The following is a 16,457-nucleotide window of genomic DNA, read 5'->3' as shown; positions in this document are numbered from 1 at the left end:
TTCACTTCCAGCGCAGGCGCAGCGCGTTCGCAACGACGAGCGCGGAGCTCAACGCCATGCCGACGCCGGACAGCCAGGGCCCCAGCAGCCCGAACGCCGCGGCGGGAATCGCCACCGCATTGTAGACCGACGCCCAGGCGAGGTTCTCGCGGATCACCCGCATCGTCGCACGCGCCATCGCCGCCGTCTCGGCGACCAGGCTCAATTGCCCGTGCAGCAGCACCGTGTCCGCATGCGCCTGTGCCAGCGCGGCGCCGGTGCCCATCGCGAACGACACGTCCGCGGCGGACAGCACCGCCGCATCGTTGATGCCGTCGCCCACCATCGCGACGACGCCGCCCTTCTGTTGCACGTGCTGCACGTACGCGAGCTTGTCCGCCGGCAGGCAATCGCCGATCGCCTTCACGATGCCCAGCTGCGCCGCCACCGCATCGGCCAGCACCTGCCGGTCGCCGGACAGCAGCACCACCTGCTTGCCCTGCGCCTTGAAGTGGTCGATCGTCCGCTGCGCATCGCTGCGCAACGGGTCGGTGATCGTGAAGCACGCCAGCCATTCGTCTTCGGTGCCGAGATAGACCGCGGTGCTGTCGGGCAGCGCGGCGGGCGCGTCGCCGCCGGCGATACCGGCCACGAACGCGCCGTTGCCGAGCCGGTAGCGCCTCCCCTGCACGACGCCTTCCAGGCCCTGGCCGGGCACCTCGCGCAATGCATCCGCGTGCCAGCCGTGCCGCGGATCGTGCATCGTCGGCTGCTCTTCATGCAAGGCTGCGATGGCACGCGCGATCGGATGCAGGCTGCCCTGCTCCAGCGCGGCGGCCACGGCGATACATGCGTTGCGGTCCATGCCGCCATGTGTGCGTACCGTTTGCACGGCGGGGTGACCCATCGTCAACGTGCCGGTCTTGTCGAACACCACGTGGGTGGCGCGGTGCAGCGTTTCCAGCACGTGCGGCTGCATCACCAGCACGCCCTTGCCCAGCAGCGTGTCGGTGGCGGCGGCCAGCGCGGAAGGCGTGGCCAGCGACAGCGCGCACGGGCAAGACACCACCAGTACGGCAATCGCGATCGGCCAGGCGCGCGCCGGATCGTGCCAGCTCCAGAACAGGAACGTGGCCAGCGCGAACAGCAGCAGCGCCGCCGTGAAGCGGGAAGCGACACGGTCGGCCCACTGGGCGATGCGCGGCTTCGAGCCGCCCGCCTGTTCGACCAGCTTCAGGAGGCCCGACAGCGTGCTGTCCGCCACCGGTTTCGTCACGCGCAGCACCACGGCGGGGCCGGCGTTGACGGCGCCGCCGGGAACCTTGTCGCCCGGTCCTTGCGGCTGTGGCGCCGATTCGCCCGTCAGCAGCGACAGGTCGACGGACGTACGGCCATCGGCGATGACGCCGTCCGCCGCAAACGCTTCGCCGGTGCGCACCGCGATGTGGTCTCCCGGCGCCAGCGATGCTGCACTGACGACGGCCGTCTCGCGCGCCGCGGGCCAGCCGGCGTAGCGCGTGGCCGAGGCGGGCAGCGCATGGCGCATGCGCTCGAGCGCGCCGGCTGCCTTGCGCCGCGCGATCAGCTCGAGCCAGCGGCTGCCCAGCAGCAGGAAGATGAACATCGTGACGGAATCGAAATACACGTCGCCGCTGCCGCGCAACGTGGCGAGCACGCTGCCGCCGAACGCGGCGGCGATGCCCAGTGCCACGGGGACGTCCATGCCGAGCGCGCGCGCCTTCAGGCTCGCCCACGCGCCGCGGAAGAACGGCTGCGCCGAGTAGATCACGGCGGGAATGGTGAGCAGCAGGCTGGCCCAGCGCATCAGCGCGGCCATGTCGTCGTCCAGGGTGCCGGCGTCGGCGAGATACGCGGGCGCCACGTACATCATCACCTGCATCATCGACAGGCCGGCCACGAACAGCTGCCGGCCCAGCGTGCGGCTGGCCTTGCGCAACTGCTCCTCGTGGCGCGCCGCATCGTACGGCCACGCCGTGTAGCCGATGCCGCGCAACGCCTGCAGGATGCCGGAGATCTGCACATAGTCGGGATGCCAGCGCACGGTGAGCCGTTCGGTCGCCACGTTCAGGTTCGCGGCCGTCACGCCCGGCAGCGCCAGCAGGCGCCGTTCGATCAGCCACACGCAGGCCGCGCAGCGGATGCCTTCGATCAGCAGCACGGCTTCCTTGTCGGCGCCGCTGCCGGCGAAGCGCGGGTCGGCGTCGTACAGTTTCAGTTCGGGCGGCACCACGTCCGCGCTGCCCGCGGTGGCCGCATAGCCGGTGCGGTCGCGGTAGTAGCCGGTCTGGCCGATGTCGACGATCGTGCGTGCGACGGCTTCGCAGCCGGGGCAGCACATATCGCGTTCGATGCCGTCGATGGCGACGCGCCAGTGCGATCCGCTCGGCACGGGCAGGCCGCAGTGATAGCACTGGGGAGAGAGGACGGCGTTCATAGCGGCACCGTCACGCACAGCGCATCGAGCCAGCCGTGCGGCAGGCCGGACGCGTGGCGGATCATGCCTAGCACGCCAAAGCCCAGCACCAGCATGCCGCACGCGGCGCGCACGATGGGGCGCTGCATCGCCTGGCGGATGCGGGCGCCGGCCAGGCCGAGCGCCAGCAGCATCGGCAACGTGCCAAGCCCGAACGCCAGCATCACGGCCGCACCGCTGGCGGCGGAGCCGGACAGCAGCGCCGTCAGCAGCACCGAATACACCATGCCGCACGGCACCCAGCCCCACAGGCCGCCCAACGCGACCGCCTTCGGCAGCGTATCCATCGGCACCAGGTATTTCATCGCGGGTTGCACGCGGCGCCACAGCACGTTGCCGGCCGCTTCGACGCGCGCCAGGCCATGCCACGCATTCATCAGGTACAGGCCGAGGGCGACGAGCATCGCGTTCGCGAGCACGTAGGCGATGCCTTGCCAGCGCGCGATATGCGCCAGGCTGGCGGCGCCGTTCGCCAGGCCGCCGGCCAGTGCGCCGGCCAGCATGTAGCTGCCGATCCGGCCCGTGTTATAGCCCAGCACGCGCAGCGCGCCATCCAATGCCGAAGCGGCCGGCAGCGCGGTGGCGGCCGGCACGATCGGGATCGTGCGCGCACGTGCGGGTGTGGCGGCGGACAATGCGCCGACGATCCCGCCGCACATGCCGACGCAGTGCACGCTGCCGGCCAGGCCGACGGCGAACACGGGCAGCAGATTCAGCCCGCTCATCGCTGCTCCCGTCAGATCGTACGCGAGTACCGCAGCGGCTGCACGTTGGAGGCGGCCGGCTGCTGCGCAGCCAGCTGGCGCGTGGCGCGCAGGTGGCGGTCGAACACCATGCAGATGTTACGGATCAAGAGGCGCCCTTTCGGCGTCACGGTGATCCAGTCGTCCTCGAACGTCACCAGGCCGTCCTTCTCGAATTCGCGCAGTTCCTTCAGCTCGGCGGCGAAGTAGTCGCGGAACGGCGTGGCCATGCCCTGCGCGACGGAGACGACGGACAGTTCGAAGTCGCACATCAGGCGCTGGATGATCAGGCGGCGCAGCTTGTCGTCGTTGTCGAGCGTGTAGCCGCGGCAGATCGGCAGCTTGCCGGCGTCCAGCTTCGCATAGTATTCGTCCAGCCCCTTCTCGTTCTGGCTGTAGCTGCCGTTGACGGCGCTGATCGCCGACACGCCGCAGGCCACCAGGTCGGTCTCGGCATGCGTCGAATAGCCCTGGAAGTTGCGGTGCAGGCGGCCTTGGCGCTGGGCGATCGCTAGGTCGTCTTCCGGCTTCGCGAAGTGGTCCATGCCGATGTACACATAGCCGGCGCCGGTCAGCGTGTCGATGCACAGCTTCATCATGTCGAGCTTGACGGACGGCGCGGGCAGGTCTTCGTCGGCGATGCGGCGCTGCGGCTTGAACAGGTGCGGCATGTGCGCGTAGTTGTACAGCGCGATGCGGTCCGGGTTCGCTTCGATCACCTGTGCCAGCGTGCGCGTCATCGTCGCGATTGTCTGCTTCGGCAGGCCGTAGATCAGGTCCACGCTGATCGAGCGGAAGCCGGCGTCGCGCGCGGCGTTCATCACGCCGATCGTCTCTTCATACGGCTGGATGCGGTTGACGGCCTTCTGCACGTCCGGGTCGAAGTCCTGCACGCCCAGGCTGACGCGATTGAAGCCTTGCGAGCGCAGCGTGTGGATGCGCTGCGGGTCCACCGTGCGCGGATCGATCTCGATAGAGTATTCGCCTTCGCAGTCCGGCGCGAATTCGAAGTGGCGGCGCAGGTGCGCCATCAGTTCGTCCATCTGCTTGTCGGAGAAGTAGGTCGGCGTGCCGCCGCCGAAGTGCAATTGCTCGACGCGGTTCATGCCGGCGAACAGCTTGCCCTGCATCGCGATCTCCTGCTTCAGGTAGCCGAGGTAGGTGACGGCCTTGCTGCGGTCCTTCGTGATGATCTTGTTGCAGGCGCAGTAGTAGCACAGCTTGTCGCAGAACGGCACGTGCAGGTACAGCGACAGCGGGCGGCGGCCGCCGCGCAGGGTCAGTCCGGCCAGCGCTTCGAGGAAGCTGCCGTAGCTGAAGTCCTGCGTGAAGCGGTCGGCGGTCGGGTAGGAGGTGTAGCGCGGGCCGGACATCGACAGCTTGTTGATGATGGCGGCGTCGAATTCGACCTTCGGCGTGGTAGTCATGATGATTCCTGTAGGGTCAGGCGGCCAGTCGTTTTACGTTGAGGGCGGGCGCGCGGCCGCTGCGCACCTGCTGCGTTGTCTTTTTTTTCCCAAGCTGGAACAGGGCGACGGCTTGCGTCAGGCCGCGCGCTTCCTCGGCGAGGCTGTTCGCGGCGGCTGCCGCTTCCTCGACCAGCGCGGCGTTCTGCTGCGTCACTTCGTCCATGTGGGCAATCGCCTTGTTGACCTGGTCGACGCCGATGCTCTGCTCGCGCGACGCGGTCGAAATCTCCTGCATGATGGCCGTCACCTGCTTGACCGAGCTCACCACGTGTTCCATCGTCGCGCCGGCGCGGTGTGCCCGCTCCATGCCCACGCTGACCTTGCCGACGGAGACGTCGATCAGGTTCTTGATGTCCTTCGCCGCCACCGACGAACGCTGCGCCAGGCTGCGCACCTCGCCCGCCACGACGGCGAAGCCGCGGCCCTGTTCGCCGGCACGCGCTGCCTCGACGGCGGCGTTCAGCGCCAGGATATTGGTCTGGAACGCGATGCCTTCGATCAGGCCGATGATGTCGACGATCTGCTTCGACGAGGTGTTGATCTCGTCCATCGTGGCGATCACTTCGGACACGATCGCGCCGCCCTGCTCGGCCACGTCGGAGGCGGCAACGGCCAGCTCGTTGGCCTGCTGCGAGTTGTCGGCGTTCGCCTTCACCGTCGACGAGAACTCGTCGATCGACGATGCCGTTTCTTCCAGGCTCGCGGCTTGCGCCTCGGTGCGGCCGTTCAGGTCCGCATTGCCGGCCGCGATCTGGCGGGTGGCGACGGCCATCGTCTCCACGTTCACGCGTACGTCGCGGATCGTGGCGATCAGGTTGTTGTTCATCTGTTGCAGTGCGCGCAGCAGCTGGCCCACTTCATCGGTGCTGTGCGTCTCGAACGTGCCGGACAGGTCGCCGGCCGCGATCGCGCGGGCACCGGTCAGTGCGCGGGCCAGCGGTTGCAGCATGCCGACGCGCAGCGTGTACCACAGGAACACGTTGATCAACAGGCCCACGAACGTGGCGCCGAAGATCGTGTAGCGGATCGTGTCGCTGCTGCCGTCGCCGAACAGGCTGGCCGCGCAGACGATCGTCAGCAGCACGTTGACGACGGACGTCGACAGCCAGATGCGCATCGCCAGTGACACGTGCGACAGGCGCGCCAGCAGGTGGGTGAAGCCATGGCGGATGATCTGGCCGTTGCGGATTTCCAGCTCGCGGCTGCCTTCGCGCAGGGCGCGGTAGGCGTTCGCCGCTTCCTCGATCTGCGTGCGGGTGGCCTTGGTGCGCACCGACATGTAGCCGATCGTGCGGCCCTGGTCGCGGATCGGCGTGATGTTCGCCTTGACCCAGTAGTGGTCGCCGTTCTTGCAACGGTTCTTGACGATGCCGGTCCACGGCATGCCGCCCTTGATCGACGTCCACAGGTCGGTAAACGCTTCGGCCGGCATGTCCGGATGGCGCACGATATTCTGCGGCGCACCGATCAGCTCTTCCTCGGCAAAGCCGCTGATATGGATGAAATACGGGTTGACGTAGACAATGTTGCCGTCAAGGTCTGTCTTCGACACAATGGCCTGGTCGTCGTCGAGGTCCACTTCGCGATTGGTGACTGGCAGATTCTTGCGCATCTGATACTCCTGAGCCTGGAAACACTTTGATTCTTATAGATTATTTCTTCATGGCAATGGCGCCACGGATTCCAGTTTAGGGAGGGCAACCCCCAAAATCCTTGATGTAGATCAAAATTACCGGAACGGGAGCAACAGGCCCAAAACGGCCTGCGATGAGGAGCCTGGCGGGGAGGTGAAAGCGCAACGGAACGGTGGTCGTTCCGTCAAGGGGACGCGGCCGCCGGAAGGCGGCGGCCGGTAGAAGAGCGGACTTAGCGCTTGCCTTTGATGCCGCGCAGCACCTTGCCGATCAGCGTCACGCCCGCCAGCACAATGCCGCCAGTGACGACGCCGACCACGATGTCCGCCACATGTGTGGTGATCGCGCCAAGGATCGGGCCGGCGGCCGCGGCGGCCCCTTCGACCGCGTGATGCACGAATGGCATCCCGTGCGTGAGGATGCTGCCGCCGACCATGAACATCGCCACGGTGCCCAGCACCGCCAGCAATTTCATCAGCCTTGGCGCGGCGGCCAGCAGCACGCGGCCGACGGCGTGCACCACGCCGTTGCCGCCGCGTTGGGTCAGGTACAGGCCGGCGTCGTCCATCTTGACGATGCCGGCGACGAGGCCGTAGACGCCCACCGTCATCAACAGCGCCACGCCGACCAGCACGGCGACCTGCTGCGCGAAGGGCGCATCGGCCACCGTGCCCAGCGCGATCACGATGATCTCGGCGGACAGGATGAAGTCGGTGCGCACGGCGCCCTTGATCTTTTCCTTCTCGACGGCGCACAGGTCGATCTGCGGATTCGATACGGCGGCCACCAGCTCGGCATGGTGGGCTTCGTCCTCCGCCTTACTGTGCAGGAACTTGTGGGCTAGCTTCTCGAAGCCCTCGAAGCACAGGTAGGCGCCGCCGACCATCAGCAGCGGCGTAATGGCCCATGGCGCCAGCGCGCTGATCGCCAGCGCGGCCGGCACGAGGATCGCCTTGTTCTTCAGCGAGCCGACGCCGACCGCCCACACGACGGGCAGCTCACGGTCGGCCTGTACGCCGGACACTTGCTGCGCGTTCAGCGCAAGGTCGTCGCCCAGCACGCCAGCGGTTTTTTTCGCGGCTACCTTGCTCATGGCGGCCACGTCGTCAAGGATGGAGGCGATATCGTCGATCAGTGCAAGCAGGCTGGTTCCGGCCATCGGGGGATTCTCTCGGAGGTGATAAATACGCAATATTACCTTAGCCGCCGCCTCGGTCGCGCCAGCCATCCGCGCGCTACAATGGGCGTTTTGCGTTGGGAATTCCATGAGTTTCGCCACCTGGCTCGGCTTTGCCATCTCCGCCGTCATCATCGCGCTGTCGCCCGGCTCGGGCGCCGTGTTGTCGATGTCGCACGGCTTGTCGTACGGCGTGAAGAAGGCAAGCGCCACGGTGCTCGGCCTGCAACTGGGCCTGCTGCTGGTGCTGTTCATCGCGGGCGCCGGCGTGGGCTCGCTGCTGCTCGCTTCCGAGGTGGCATTCAATATCGTCAAGACGGTCGGCGCGCTGTACCTGATTTACCTGGGCGTGGCGCAATGGCGCGCGAAAGTGCAGGAAGGGGCCGATATCGGCGTAGCCGGGCGCGCCGAGCTGCCGTCCGTGCGGCGCCGCGTGCTGACGGGCTTCCTGACCAATGCCACAAACCCGAAGGGCATCATTTTCATGGTGGCCGTGCTGCCGCAGTTCATCACGCAGGGCGAGCCCGTGCTGCCGCAGCTGCTGATCCTGGCGGTGACGATGGTCGCGATCGACATGACGGTCATGCACGGCTACGCGCTGCTGGCCTCGACGATGCAGGGTTACTTCCGCGACGTTCGCGCGATGCGCGTGCAGAACCGCGTGTTCGGCGGCCTGCTGATGGCCGTCGGCACCGCGCTGTTCTTCGTGAAGCGGGGCCACGCCTGATTCGAAAATATTTGTAACGGACGTCGTCGCGGTCCAGCTTGCGGCGTTATATGACTATAACTCCCGGAGACATCATGACACGCAAGCTTGCTCACTTCCTGCTGCTGGCGGCCCTCGTGGCCGTTTCGTCGTTGGCGCTGGCCGACCCGCCCACCCTGGTCGGCCGGATCTCCGCGGCCGAGGGCCGCGTCACCGTGCAGACGGACGAAGGCGAGGAAACCGGCTCGCTGCTGAACTGGCCCGTCAAGCAGGGAGACCACATCACGACGGCCGGCGGCTCGCGCACGGAATTTCGCGTCGGCCCGGTCGCCGTCCGGCTCGATGGCGACAGCGCGCTGGACATCGAGGAGCTGGACGAGGACGTGATGCACCTGCGCCTGAACTACGGCAGCGCCAGCATACGCGTGCGCGATCCGCAGGCCTTGGCCGGCTTCGAGCTGGCAACGCCGCAGGGGCGCGTAACGCTGACGGAACCCGGCACGGTGCGCGTGGATGCCGACCGCGAGCCGGACACGATGAGCGTTTCCGTGCAGCTGGGCGCGGCGCGGGTGGAGGCCGCCGGCGCGATGCTGAACCTGGGGACCGGCCGGCGGGTCGACGTGCGCGGCGACGACGTACGCACCGTGCTGGCCCGGCAGGACGGTTTCGACGCCTGGGCCGCCGCGCGCGACCGCCGCGACGAAGCCGCCATCGCCACGCGCTACGTGCCCAGCTACGTGACGGGCTACGAGGAACTCGATCACTACGGCAGCTGGACGGTCAGCGACGATTACGGTCCGCTGTGGGCGCCCCGCTCCGTGCCGCTCGACTGGGCGCCGTACCGCGACGGCCGCTGGGTGTGGGTGGCGCCGTGGGGCTGGACGTGGGTCGACAACGCGCCGTGGGGCTACGCGCCCTTCCACTATGGCCGCTGGGTCGTCGTCAACCGCCGCTGGTGCTGGGCGCCGGGCCGCATCGTCGGCCGCCCCGTGTGGGCACCGGCGCTGGTCGGCTGGGTCGGCGGGTCCGGCTGGTCGGTCAGCTTCACGGACCGCCACCGGGGCCCCGGCATGGGCTGGTATCCGCTGACACCGCGCGACCGCTATGTGCCGCACTACCAGGTGTCCCCGGACCATGAGCGCCGCCTTGGCTGGCAGTTCCGCGGCACCGAACGGTGGCGCGCCGTGCCGGCCCGCCGCGAAGGCATCACGATCGTGCCGCGCGACCAGTTCGAGCAGCGTCGCACCGTGCGCGTGACCAACGTGCCGCGTGCCACGGTGGCACCGAATCCAGGCAACCTGCCGGTGGCGACACCGGTCGTGCCGGCCGGCGTGCGCACGTTCGAGCGCAGCCGCGACGGGCTGGCCGAACGCACGCCGGTCGATCGCAACCGCGACGGCATCCCCGATCGCCAGCAAATCGACCGCAACCGCGACGGGACGCCGGATCGCCTGCAAACGGACCGCAACCGCGACGGCATCCCCGACCGCATGCAGATCGACCGCAATCGCGACGGTACGCCGGATCGCCTGCAAACGGATCGCAACCGCGACGGCTTCGTCGATCGGCAGCAGATCGATCGTCAGCAAATTGACCGGAACCGCGACGGCACGCCGGACCGCCTGCAAACCGACCCGCAGCGCTTCGGCATTGCCGACCGGATGGAAACGGACCGCAACCATGACGGCGTGGCCGACCGCCTGCAGATCGACCGCAACCGCGACGGCGTGCCGGACCGGATGCGGCTCGACACGAACCGCCCGCCGGCGGAGCGCAGCCAGGGGGTGATCGTCACCGAGCGGTTCCACTCGGAGCGGCCGCGCACGCAGGCGCCGATCACGACCGTGGCCCCGAGCACGCCGGCGCCGCGACCGGAGCCTGCGCAGGCTCCGTCCCGTTCGTTCATTGCCAACGAGCGGCTGGAACGGCAGCGGGACATGATCGAAGAGCGCGCGGAGCAGCGCCGTGAACACGAACGGCACGGCATTGCCGCCCAGGCAGCCCAAGCGGCGCAGGCAGCCCAGGCCGCCCAGGCCGCTCAGGCAGCGCAAGCCCGTGCAGCGCAAGCTGCCCAGCAGGCCCAGCGGCCATCGATCCAGGCGCCGCCGCCTGCACCGGTTGTGCAACCCCGTCCGGCGCCGCCGGCACCGGTGGCCCAGCCGGCGCCCGCACCGCAGGCCCAGCCGGCGCAGGCCGGGCACGAGCGTGGCCGGCGATCGGACCGGGGCGAGAACATGCGCGAGCGTTGATTTTCCAGCAATGCATGGCATGAAGCGCGGGCACTGCGCCGCCCGCGCCGGCTTTTTCTCCGCAGCGGTACCGATTGGTTTGTAAAATAGCGGATGGCGCCGCGGAACACCGCTTTCCCGGCCTTTCACTCATCTGTTCACCGATTGGAAAAAACATGGCTGCAATCCCTCCGAAAGAGTCCCTCATCGAGTACCCGAGCGACTTCCCGATCAAGGTGATGGGCCCGACGCACGAAGCCTTTACCACCACGATCGTGGAAGTGATCGTCCGGCACGACCCGACTTTCCATGAAGGCAAGCTGGAAGTCCGTCCTTCGTCGGGCGGCAAGTACACCGGCCTGACCGTAGTCGTGCGGGCGACCAGCCGCGAGCAGCTCGATGCGCTGTATTCCGACCTGTCCGGCCACCCGATGGTCAAGGTCGTCCTGTAAAGCGTCGCTGGCGTTGTGGCAGCGCCGCCTTACAGAGCGCCCCTGCCGCCGCATGCTTACGCTTTGAGCAGAAGCAATTTGAGGGGCGTATAATGGCGGGGCTTTGACTCCTGCAGCCCCTGCCATGTCCACGACCCGTCCCGAACCGGCGGTGATCCGCCATCTCGGTCACGCCGACTACGAACCCACGTTCGCCGCGATGCGCACCTTTACGGATGCGCGCACGCCGGATACGCCCGATGAGTTGTGGATCGTCGAGCACCCGCCCGTCTACACGCTGGGCCTGGGCGCCGATCGCGGCCACCTGCTGGGTGGCGCGGCACATATCCCGGTCGTGCAGACGGACCGCGGCGGCGAAGTGACGTATCACGGCCCCGGCCAGGTCGTCATCTACCTGCTGATGGACCTGCGCCGCAACAAACCGGGTGGCAAGCTGTATGCCCGCCAGTTCGTGCACAAGATCGAGCAGGCGATCATCGATGTGTTGTCATCGTATAATCTTGCCGGCGAACGCATCGAAGGCGCGCCCGGCATCTACATTGCCGGCGGCCCGAAAAAAGGCGCGAAGATCGCCGCGCTGGGCTTGAAGGTGCGCGGTAACGGCTGCACGTATCACGGCGTGTCGCTGAACGTCGCGATGGACCTGGCGCCGTTCACCTGGATCAACCCTTGCGGCTACGCCGGCCTGGAAACCATCGACATGCGGACGATGGGCGTCGACGTGCCGCTGGCCGACGTGCAGCTGGCGCTGGCCAACGAGCTGGTGCGCCAGCTCGACCCTTCCGCCTCCGTAGCCGCTCTTGCAGCCGCGTGAATCAACTTGAGACTCTTATGACCACCGAAACCACTTCCAGCACCGCCGCCGCTTACAACCCGAGCGAGAAGCAGAAAGGCGCCAGCAAGACGTCGCGCATTCCGATCAAGATCGTGCCGGTCGAGCAGGTGGAGCGCCTGAAGAAGCCGGAGTGGATCCGCGTGAAGGCCGCGTCCGCGTCGAGCCGTTTCTACGAGATCAAGGACATCCTCCGCGAGAACAAGCTGGTGACCGTGTGCGAGGAAGCTTCCTGCCCGAACATCGGCGAGTGCTTCGGCAAGGGCACGGCAACGTTCATGATCATGGGCGACAAGTGCACCCGCCGCTGCCCGTTCTGCGACGTGGGCCACGGCCGCCCGGACCCGCTGGACGTCAACGAGCCGGGCAACCTGGCCAACACGATCGCCAAGCTGCGCCTGTCGTACGTGGTGATCACGTCGGTCGACCGCGACGACCTGCGCGACGGCGGCGCCGGCCACTTCGTCGAGTGCATCCAGAAGACCAAGGAACTGTCGCCGAAGACGCAGATCGAAGTGCTGGTACCGGACTTCCGCGGCCGCCTGGAAAAGGCGCTGAACATCTTTGCCGACGGCCTGCCGGACGTGATGAACCACAACCTGGAAACGGTGCCGCGCCTTTACAAGGAAGCCCGCCCCGGCGCGGACTACCTGCACTCGCTGAAGCTGCTGAAAGACTTCAAGGCAATGTACCCGCACGTGAAGACGAAGTCCGGCCTGATGGTCGGCCTGGGCGAAACGGACGAAGAGATCCTGCAAGTGATGCGCGACATGCGCGAGCACGACATCGACATGCTGACGATCGGCCAATACCTGGCCCCGTCGAACAGCCACCTGCCGGTGCGCCGCTACGTCCACCCGGACACGTTCAAGATGTTCGAGGAAGAAGCGTACAAGATGGGCTTCGGACACGCCGCCGTGGGCGCGATGGTGCGCAGCTCGTACCATGCGGACGTGCAGGCGCATAACCTGCTGGAAGCTGTTTAATAAGCATTATGGGAGAGAGAAAGACCTAGGGTTTATGTGGCTACACTGATCAACCTTAGTACCTAGATTCTCGCTTAACAAGGATTCATTGCAAGACGGTGTTTTTCATAATCCGTCCGTCGGCTCTGGCAGCGCAGTAGTCATTCGCTGAGAAATTATCCTATTGTTCTCTACTTCAGTAGACTTGCTTGAGGTGCCTCCTTTGTCGATGTGATCTCAAGTGGTTTTCGAAAGAGTTGGACGTTTGACGGCGGCTGAGGCCGCCGTCCGTATATTTGGGGCAGAAAGCTATCGTGCTGTATAGTGCGGTAATCTTCTTTGTGAATATCCATGAGAAAAAAATTTGAACTCGCTGTGGTGTTGATATTGGCCGTAGCCACCACCGTATCGACGTATGTTTTCTTTGATAGGATAAATAGTAATTTTTTTACCACCTTTTGGGGAGTGATAGGGACTAATCTATCCGTGGTGGGTTTTGTTTATACTCTGTACCAGATCCACCAACTCCGTTCCGAAGCTGAGATAATCCGTGTTACAGCAGACCAGACTAGAGGCCAGCTTTACAATTTGAATGTATATGGTGAACTGGCGAAGGGTGTAAAACTGATACAAGAAATTCAGGGCTATACGCGTGGAAAGAAATATGAAACAGGTGTTCTTCGACTGCAAGAATTAAAGGCTGTGATTTCTATAGCGCAGATTCAGAACGCGCGTCGATCGAACCCCTTCGATTTAATTGCGGTTACACGAACGTTAAACCAGTTAATAAATGGCATGGAGAAAGAATTGACTAATTCTGGAAACTCTTTTCGGGCAAACGCCGCGAATGCCAGTTTGGAAGAAATTTTAGATATTGTCCACCAGTTGCAGCAGGATACATTGCCAAGGAACTAATATGGATGACAAGTTGAATAGCATTGTTCAATCGTTAGTGCAAGGCACAGAGGCCAAGAAATTGAATTGGCAATCAACAGCAAGGAAAAACGAACTCATGTTGAACTTAGGCCATGGTTCGATAACCGTCGATAGCTGGGAGTTTGAGGGGGAACATGGAGAGTCGATGAGCCTTGCTGATATTTCTTTTCTAAATAATACGGGCGAGATCATTGAGCGTAGCGTTTTTAGCTTAGCAGAGGACAGGCAAGACTATAAGCAGCTGATGGTTTTGCACAACTTGGCGAGGCGAAATGCCTTAAAGATCGACGAAACGCTGGAGGGTATGCTCACAGAAATTCAACATATGATTAATACATAGTTTAATTTCGCTCTGCTATTCATCACTTAGATATATGTAGCAGAGTCTAAAACATGAACTTTAGAAAGACCGTACGCATCGAACCCACCTGGAAGGAACACCTGCAGCCCGAGTTCGACAAGCTATACTGGGCCGAACTCACCAGCTTCGTCCGTGCCGAATACCAGGCCGGCCAGTGCTGCCCGCCGGGCAAGCACATCTTCCGCGCCTTCGACCTGACGCCGTTCGACAAGGTCAAGGTCGTCATCCTCGGCCAAGACCCGTACCACACGCCCGGCGCGGCGATGGGGTTCTGTTTTTCTGTCCCGGACGGCAATCGCCCACAACCCAGTTTGCAGAACATCTTCCAGGAGCTCGAAAGCGACCTCGGCGTGAAGCGCACGCACACCGACCTGTCCGACTGGGCCGAGCAGGGCGTGTTCCTGCTCAATGCCGTGCTGACGGTGCGCGCCCGCGAAGCCGGTTCGCATGCGGGAAAGGGTTGGGAGAACTTCACGGACACGGCGATCAGCCTGCTGTCGCAGCGCCGCGAGCACGTCGTGTTCATCCTATGGGGAAGCTACGCGATCGCCAAGCGGGCGTTGATCGACGCCCGCAAACACCTCGTGATCACGTCGCCGCACCCGTCGCCGTTCTCGGCGCACAAGGGGTTCTTCGGCAGCAGGCCGTTTTCGCGGGCGAACGAGTATTTGCGGGCGACGGGGCAGGAGCCGATCGTGTGGGGGTGATTGACGGGTTCGCATGCCGGGCGCATAGTCACTCAGGAAGCGTTTCCACTGCGCTTGTCTATCCGCGTACTGCATAACGAAGGGTGATCCCATGGCCAACGGCGTCAGGCTCCACGTCGTATCAACTCAGCAGTCCCTCGCACCATCTTCCCATCCCGCTCGCACTGCCCGCCTGCCCGCCATCGACCTGCTCCGCGGCCTCGCAGTGATCGGCATGATCCTGGTCGCGTACGCAGGCGACTGGGAACACCGCTTCACGATCCTCACCCATGCCGACTGGCGCGGCTTCGCGCTGGCGGACATGATCTTCCCCACCTTCCTGTTCTGCGTCGGCGCGGCGCTGCCGTTCTCCTTCGGGCGACGCGCCGCCGGTGGCAAAGCCGCATTGGCGGCGAATGTCGTACGCCGTTCCGTCGCGCTGATCGCGCTCGGCATCTTCCTGAACCTGCTGCCCGCATTCGACTTCGGCAGCGTGCGCCTGATGGGCATCCTGCAACGGATCGGCCTGTGCTATCTGCTCGTCGGCCTGTGGTGCATCGCCGCCGGGCGCAGGACGGAGGCGGGCTTCCGGATTCCCCTCGGTGCCGTGCTCGGCGCCACAGGTGCTGTCGTGGCGGGCTATGGCGCGCTATTGCTGGCTTGGGATGCACCTGGCTGCGGGCCGGCCTGCTTCGATTCCGCGCATTCGCTGCCGACGGTCGTCGACCGCGCGCTGTTCGGCGTCCACCACCTGTGGCCCTACGGTATGACGAACGGGCAAGTGACCTATGAGCCGGAAGGCCTTGTCTCGACGCTCGGCGCACTGATCAACGTGCTGGCCGGCACCGCAACCACGCTCGCTCTGCAACGGCGCCGAGACGTGAAAACGTTTGCAGCGCTGGCGGTCGCTGGCGTGCTCTGCCTTGCGGCAGGCCAGCTGCTGGACCCGCTGATCCCGGTGGTGAAAAAGATCTGGACGCCCAGCTTCGCGCTGCTGTCCACGGGCTTCTCGCTGCTGCTGTTCCTGCTGCTGATGCGCGTGCGCGCCGGCTGGACGTTCGTGATGGTGTTCGGCACCAATGCCACGCTGGCGTTCATCGGCATCTCGCTGCTCGATACGTTGATGCAGCTGCCGCTGCTGGGCGGCCCGCGCGCCAGCCTGCACGATGCGGCCGCCCATCTGCTTGGCCAGGCGATACCCGAGGCGCGCATCGCATCGGCCACGTACTCGGTGCTGCTGCTGTTGCTGCTGGCCTTCCTGCTGTGGCAGCTCTACCGCCGGCGCATCTTCTTCAAGCTGTAGCGCTTAAGCGTCGCCGTTGTGCCAGAAGCCCTGGTGAGCGATCTTGGCTTCATCTTCGCGCAGCGGCCCGATCACCTCGGTCGGCCGCTGCCCGGCGGCGAACACCTGGCGGCACGGCAGCGACAGCGTCGGGTTCTCGGGATCGCTGCCGGTCAGCGCCAGCAACGTCGCTTCCGCCATGCCGTACACCACGCGCCCGACGCCACTCCAGTAGGCGCCGCCGGCACACATCGCGCACGGCTCGGCGCTCGAGTACAGCGTCGCGCCGGCCAGTTCCCGCGGGCTGTATTGCGACGACGCGGCACGCAGCGCGTTCATCTCAGCATGCGCCGTGCGGTCGCTGCTCGATGCGTTCATCGCCTCGGCGATCACGCGGCCATCGGCCGCCACCACAAGCGCGGCGAACGGGTGATGGCCGGCGTCGCGCGAACGCTGTGCCAGGGCGAAGACCTCGGTCAGGAAGCGCTGGTCCTGCTCAGTGGGGGTGGGCAT

15 protein-coding genes are annotated in these 16,457 nt (G+C 65.3%); 9 read left to right on the top strand and 6 right to left on the bottom strand.

The window, feature by feature from the left end; genetic code table 11:
* Position 1: 1 nt before the first annotated feature.
* The 5 genes from IP92_RS25420 to IP92_RS25400 form a co-directional block, all read right to left on the bottom strand.
* Positions 2-2,434 (bottom strand): heavy metal translocating P-type ATPase, encoded by a 2,433-nt coding sequence (locus IP92_RS25420; protein WP_145880571.1) that lies wholly within the window; start codon positions 2,432-2,434, stop codon positions 2-4.
* Complete coding sequence (locus tag IP92_RS25415; protein WP_145880569.1) at positions 2,431-3,198, bottom strand: sulfite exporter TauE/SafE family protein; 768 nt, start codon at positions 3,196-3,198, stop codon at positions 2,431-2,433. Before IP92_RS25415 ends, IP92_RS25420 begins: the two co-directional genes overlap by 4 nt.
* Positions 3,199-3,209: 11 nt before the next feature.
* A complete protein-coding gene (gene hemN / locus IP92_RS25410; RefSeq protein ID WP_145880567.1) occupies positions 3,210-4,643 on the bottom strand; it encodes an oxygen-independent coproporphyrinogen III oxidase in 1,434 nt (477 codons plus the stop codon).
* Between the two features lie 16 nt (positions 4,644-4,659).
* Positions 4,660-6,297, bottom strand: coding sequence for a methyl-accepting chemotaxis protein (locus IP92_RS25405; RefSeq protein ID WP_145880565.1), 1,638 nt, complete (start codon positions 6,295-6,297; stop codon positions 4,660-4,662).
* Positions 6,298-6,551: 254 nt separating this feature from the next.
* Positions 6,552-7,478, bottom strand: a complete 927-nt coding sequence (locus tag IP92_RS25400; protein WP_145880563.1) for a DUF808 domain-containing protein — start codon at positions 7,476-7,478, stop codon at positions 6,552-6,554.
* A 106-nt stretch (positions 7,479-7,584) separates the two neighbouring features.
* Between IP92_RS25400 and IP92_RS25395 the strand changes: the two genes are divergently transcribed.
* The 9 genes from IP92_RS25395 to IP92_RS25355 all read left to right on the top strand — a co-directional run bounded on the left by IP92_RS25395 (position 7,585) and on the right by IP92_RS25355 (position 15,965).
* Positions 7,585-8,223, top strand: a complete 639-nt coding sequence (locus IP92_RS25395) for a LysE family transporter (protein WP_145880561.1) — start codon at positions 7,585-7,587, stop codon at positions 8,221-8,223.
* A 74-nt stretch (positions 8,224-8,297) separates the two neighbouring features.
* Complete coding sequence (locus IP92_RS25390; protein ID WP_145880559.1) at positions 8,298-10,451, top strand: DUF6600 domain-containing protein; 2,154 nt, start codon at positions 8,298-8,300, stop codon at positions 10,449-10,451.
* A gap of 155 nt (positions 10,452-10,606) precedes the next feature.
* Positions 10,607-10,882: a DUF493 family protein gene (locus tag IP92_RS25385; protein WP_145880557.1), complete on the top strand. Its 276-nt coding sequence runs from the start codon at positions 10,607-10,609 to the stop codon at positions 10,880-10,882.
* 124 nt (positions 10,883-11,006) lie between these two features.
* Positions 11,007-11,696, top strand: coding sequence for a lipoyl(octanoyl) transferase LipB (lipB, locus tag IP92_RS25380; protein ID WP_145880555.1), 690 nt, complete (start codon positions 11,007-11,009; stop codon positions 11,694-11,696).
* 17 nt (positions 11,697-11,713) lie between these two features.
* Positions 11,714-12,700, top strand: a complete 987-nt coding sequence (gene lipA, locus IP92_RS25375) for a lipoyl synthase (RefSeq protein ID WP_145880552.1) — start codon at positions 11,714-11,716, stop codon at positions 12,698-12,700.
* A gap of 330 nt (positions 12,701-13,030) precedes the next feature.
* A complete protein-coding gene (locus tag IP92_RS25370) occupies positions 13,031-13,594 on the top strand; it encodes a hypothetical protein (protein ID WP_145880550.1) in 564 nt (187 codons plus the stop codon).
* Between the two features lies 1 nt (position 13,595).
* Positions 13,596-13,955 carry a hypothetical protein gene (locus IP92_RS25365; protein ID WP_145880547.1) on the top strand — a complete coding sequence of 120 codons (360 nt, stop codon included), beginning with the start codon at positions 13,596-13,598 and terminating at the stop codon, positions 13,953-13,955.
* Between the two features lie 53 nt (positions 13,956-14,008).
* The gene (locus tag IP92_RS25360; protein WP_145880545.1) at positions 14,009-14,683 is read left to right on the top strand and encodes a uracil-DNA glycosylase; all 675 of its coding nucleotides are present in this window, start codon (positions 14,009-14,011) and stop codon (positions 14,681-14,683) included.
* A gap of 91 nt (positions 14,684-14,774) precedes the next feature.
* Entirely contained in the window at positions 14,775-15,965 is a 1,191-nt protein-coding gene (locus IP92_RS25355) for an acyltransferase family protein (RefSeq protein WP_145880543.1), read from the top strand.
* A gap of 3 nt (positions 15,966-15,968) precedes the next feature.
* On the opposite strand, the gene IP92_RS25350 is transcribed toward IP92_RS25355, so the two are convergent.
* Entirely contained in the window at positions 15,969-16,457 is a 489-nt protein-coding gene (locus tag IP92_RS25350; RefSeq protein WP_145880541.1) for a nucleoside deaminase, read from the bottom strand.

This window comes from Pseudoduganella flava (assembly GCF_007830495.1).
GTDB lineage: Bacteria > Pseudomonadota > Gammaproteobacteria > Burkholderiales > Burkholderiaceae_D > Rugamonas > Rugamonas flava.
The sequence above is the reverse complement of the archived record's forward strand: the minus strand, read 5'-3'. Positions and strand labels throughout refer to the sequence as shown.

Excerpts from the sequence above, each read along its gene's own strand:
- IP92_RS25420 (WP_145880571.1), bottom strand. The coding sequence starts at position 2,434 with ATGAACGCCGTCCTCTCTCCCCAGTGCTATCACTGCGGCCTGCCCGTG.
- IP92_RS25415 (WP_145880569.1), bottom strand. The coding sequence starts at position 3,198 with ATGAGCGGGCTGAATCTGCTGCCCGTGTTCGCCGTCGGCCTGGCCGGC.
- hemN (WP_145880567.1), bottom strand. The coding sequence starts at position 4,643 with ATGACTACCACGCCGAAGGTCGAATTCGACGCCGCCATCATCAACAAG.
- IP92_RS25405 (WP_145880565.1), bottom strand. The coding sequence starts at position 6,297 with ATGCGCAAGAATCTGCCAGTCACCAATCGCGAAGTGGACCTCGACGAC.
- IP92_RS25400 (WP_145880563.1), bottom strand. The coding sequence starts at position 7,478 with ATGGCCGGAACCAGCCTGCTTGCACTGATCGACGATATCGCCTCCATC.
- IP92_RS25395 (WP_145880561.1), top strand. The coding sequence starts at position 7,585 with ATGAGTTTCGCCACCTGGCTCGGCTTTGCCATCTCCGCCGTCATCATC.
- IP92_RS25390 (WP_145880559.1), top strand. The coding sequence starts at position 8,298 with ATGACACGCAAGCTTGCTCACTTCCTGCTGCTGGCGGCCCTCGTGGCC.
- IP92_RS25385 (WP_145880557.1), top strand. The coding sequence starts at position 10,607 with ATGGCTGCAATCCCTCCGAAAGAGTCCCTCATCGAGTACCCGAGCGAC.
- lipB (WP_145880555.1), top strand. The coding sequence starts at position 11,007 with ATGTCCACGACCCGTCCCGAACCGGCGGTGATCCGCCATCTCGGTCAC.
- lipA (WP_145880552.1), top strand. The coding sequence starts at position 11,714 with ATGACCACCGAAACCACTTCCAGCACCGCCGCCGCTTACAACCCGAGC.
- IP92_RS25370 (WP_145880550.1), top strand. The coding sequence starts at position 13,031 with ATGAGAAAAAAATTTGAACTCGCTGTGGTGTTGATATTGGCCGTAGCC.
- IP92_RS25365 (WP_145880547.1), top strand. The coding sequence starts at position 13,596 with ATGGATGACAAGTTGAATAGCATTGTTCAATCGTTAGTGCAAGGCACA.
- IP92_RS25360 (WP_145880545.1), top strand. The coding sequence starts at position 14,009 with ATGAACTTTAGAAAGACCGTACGCATCGAACCCACCTGGAAGGAACAC.
- IP92_RS25355 (WP_145880543.1), top strand. The coding sequence starts at position 14,775 with ATGGCCAACGGCGTCAGGCTCCACGTCGTATCAACTCAGCAGTCCCTC.
- IP92_RS25350 (WP_145880541.1), bottom strand. The coding sequence starts at position 16,457 with ATGCCCACCCCCACTGAGCAGGACCAGCGCTTCCTGACCGAGGTCTTC.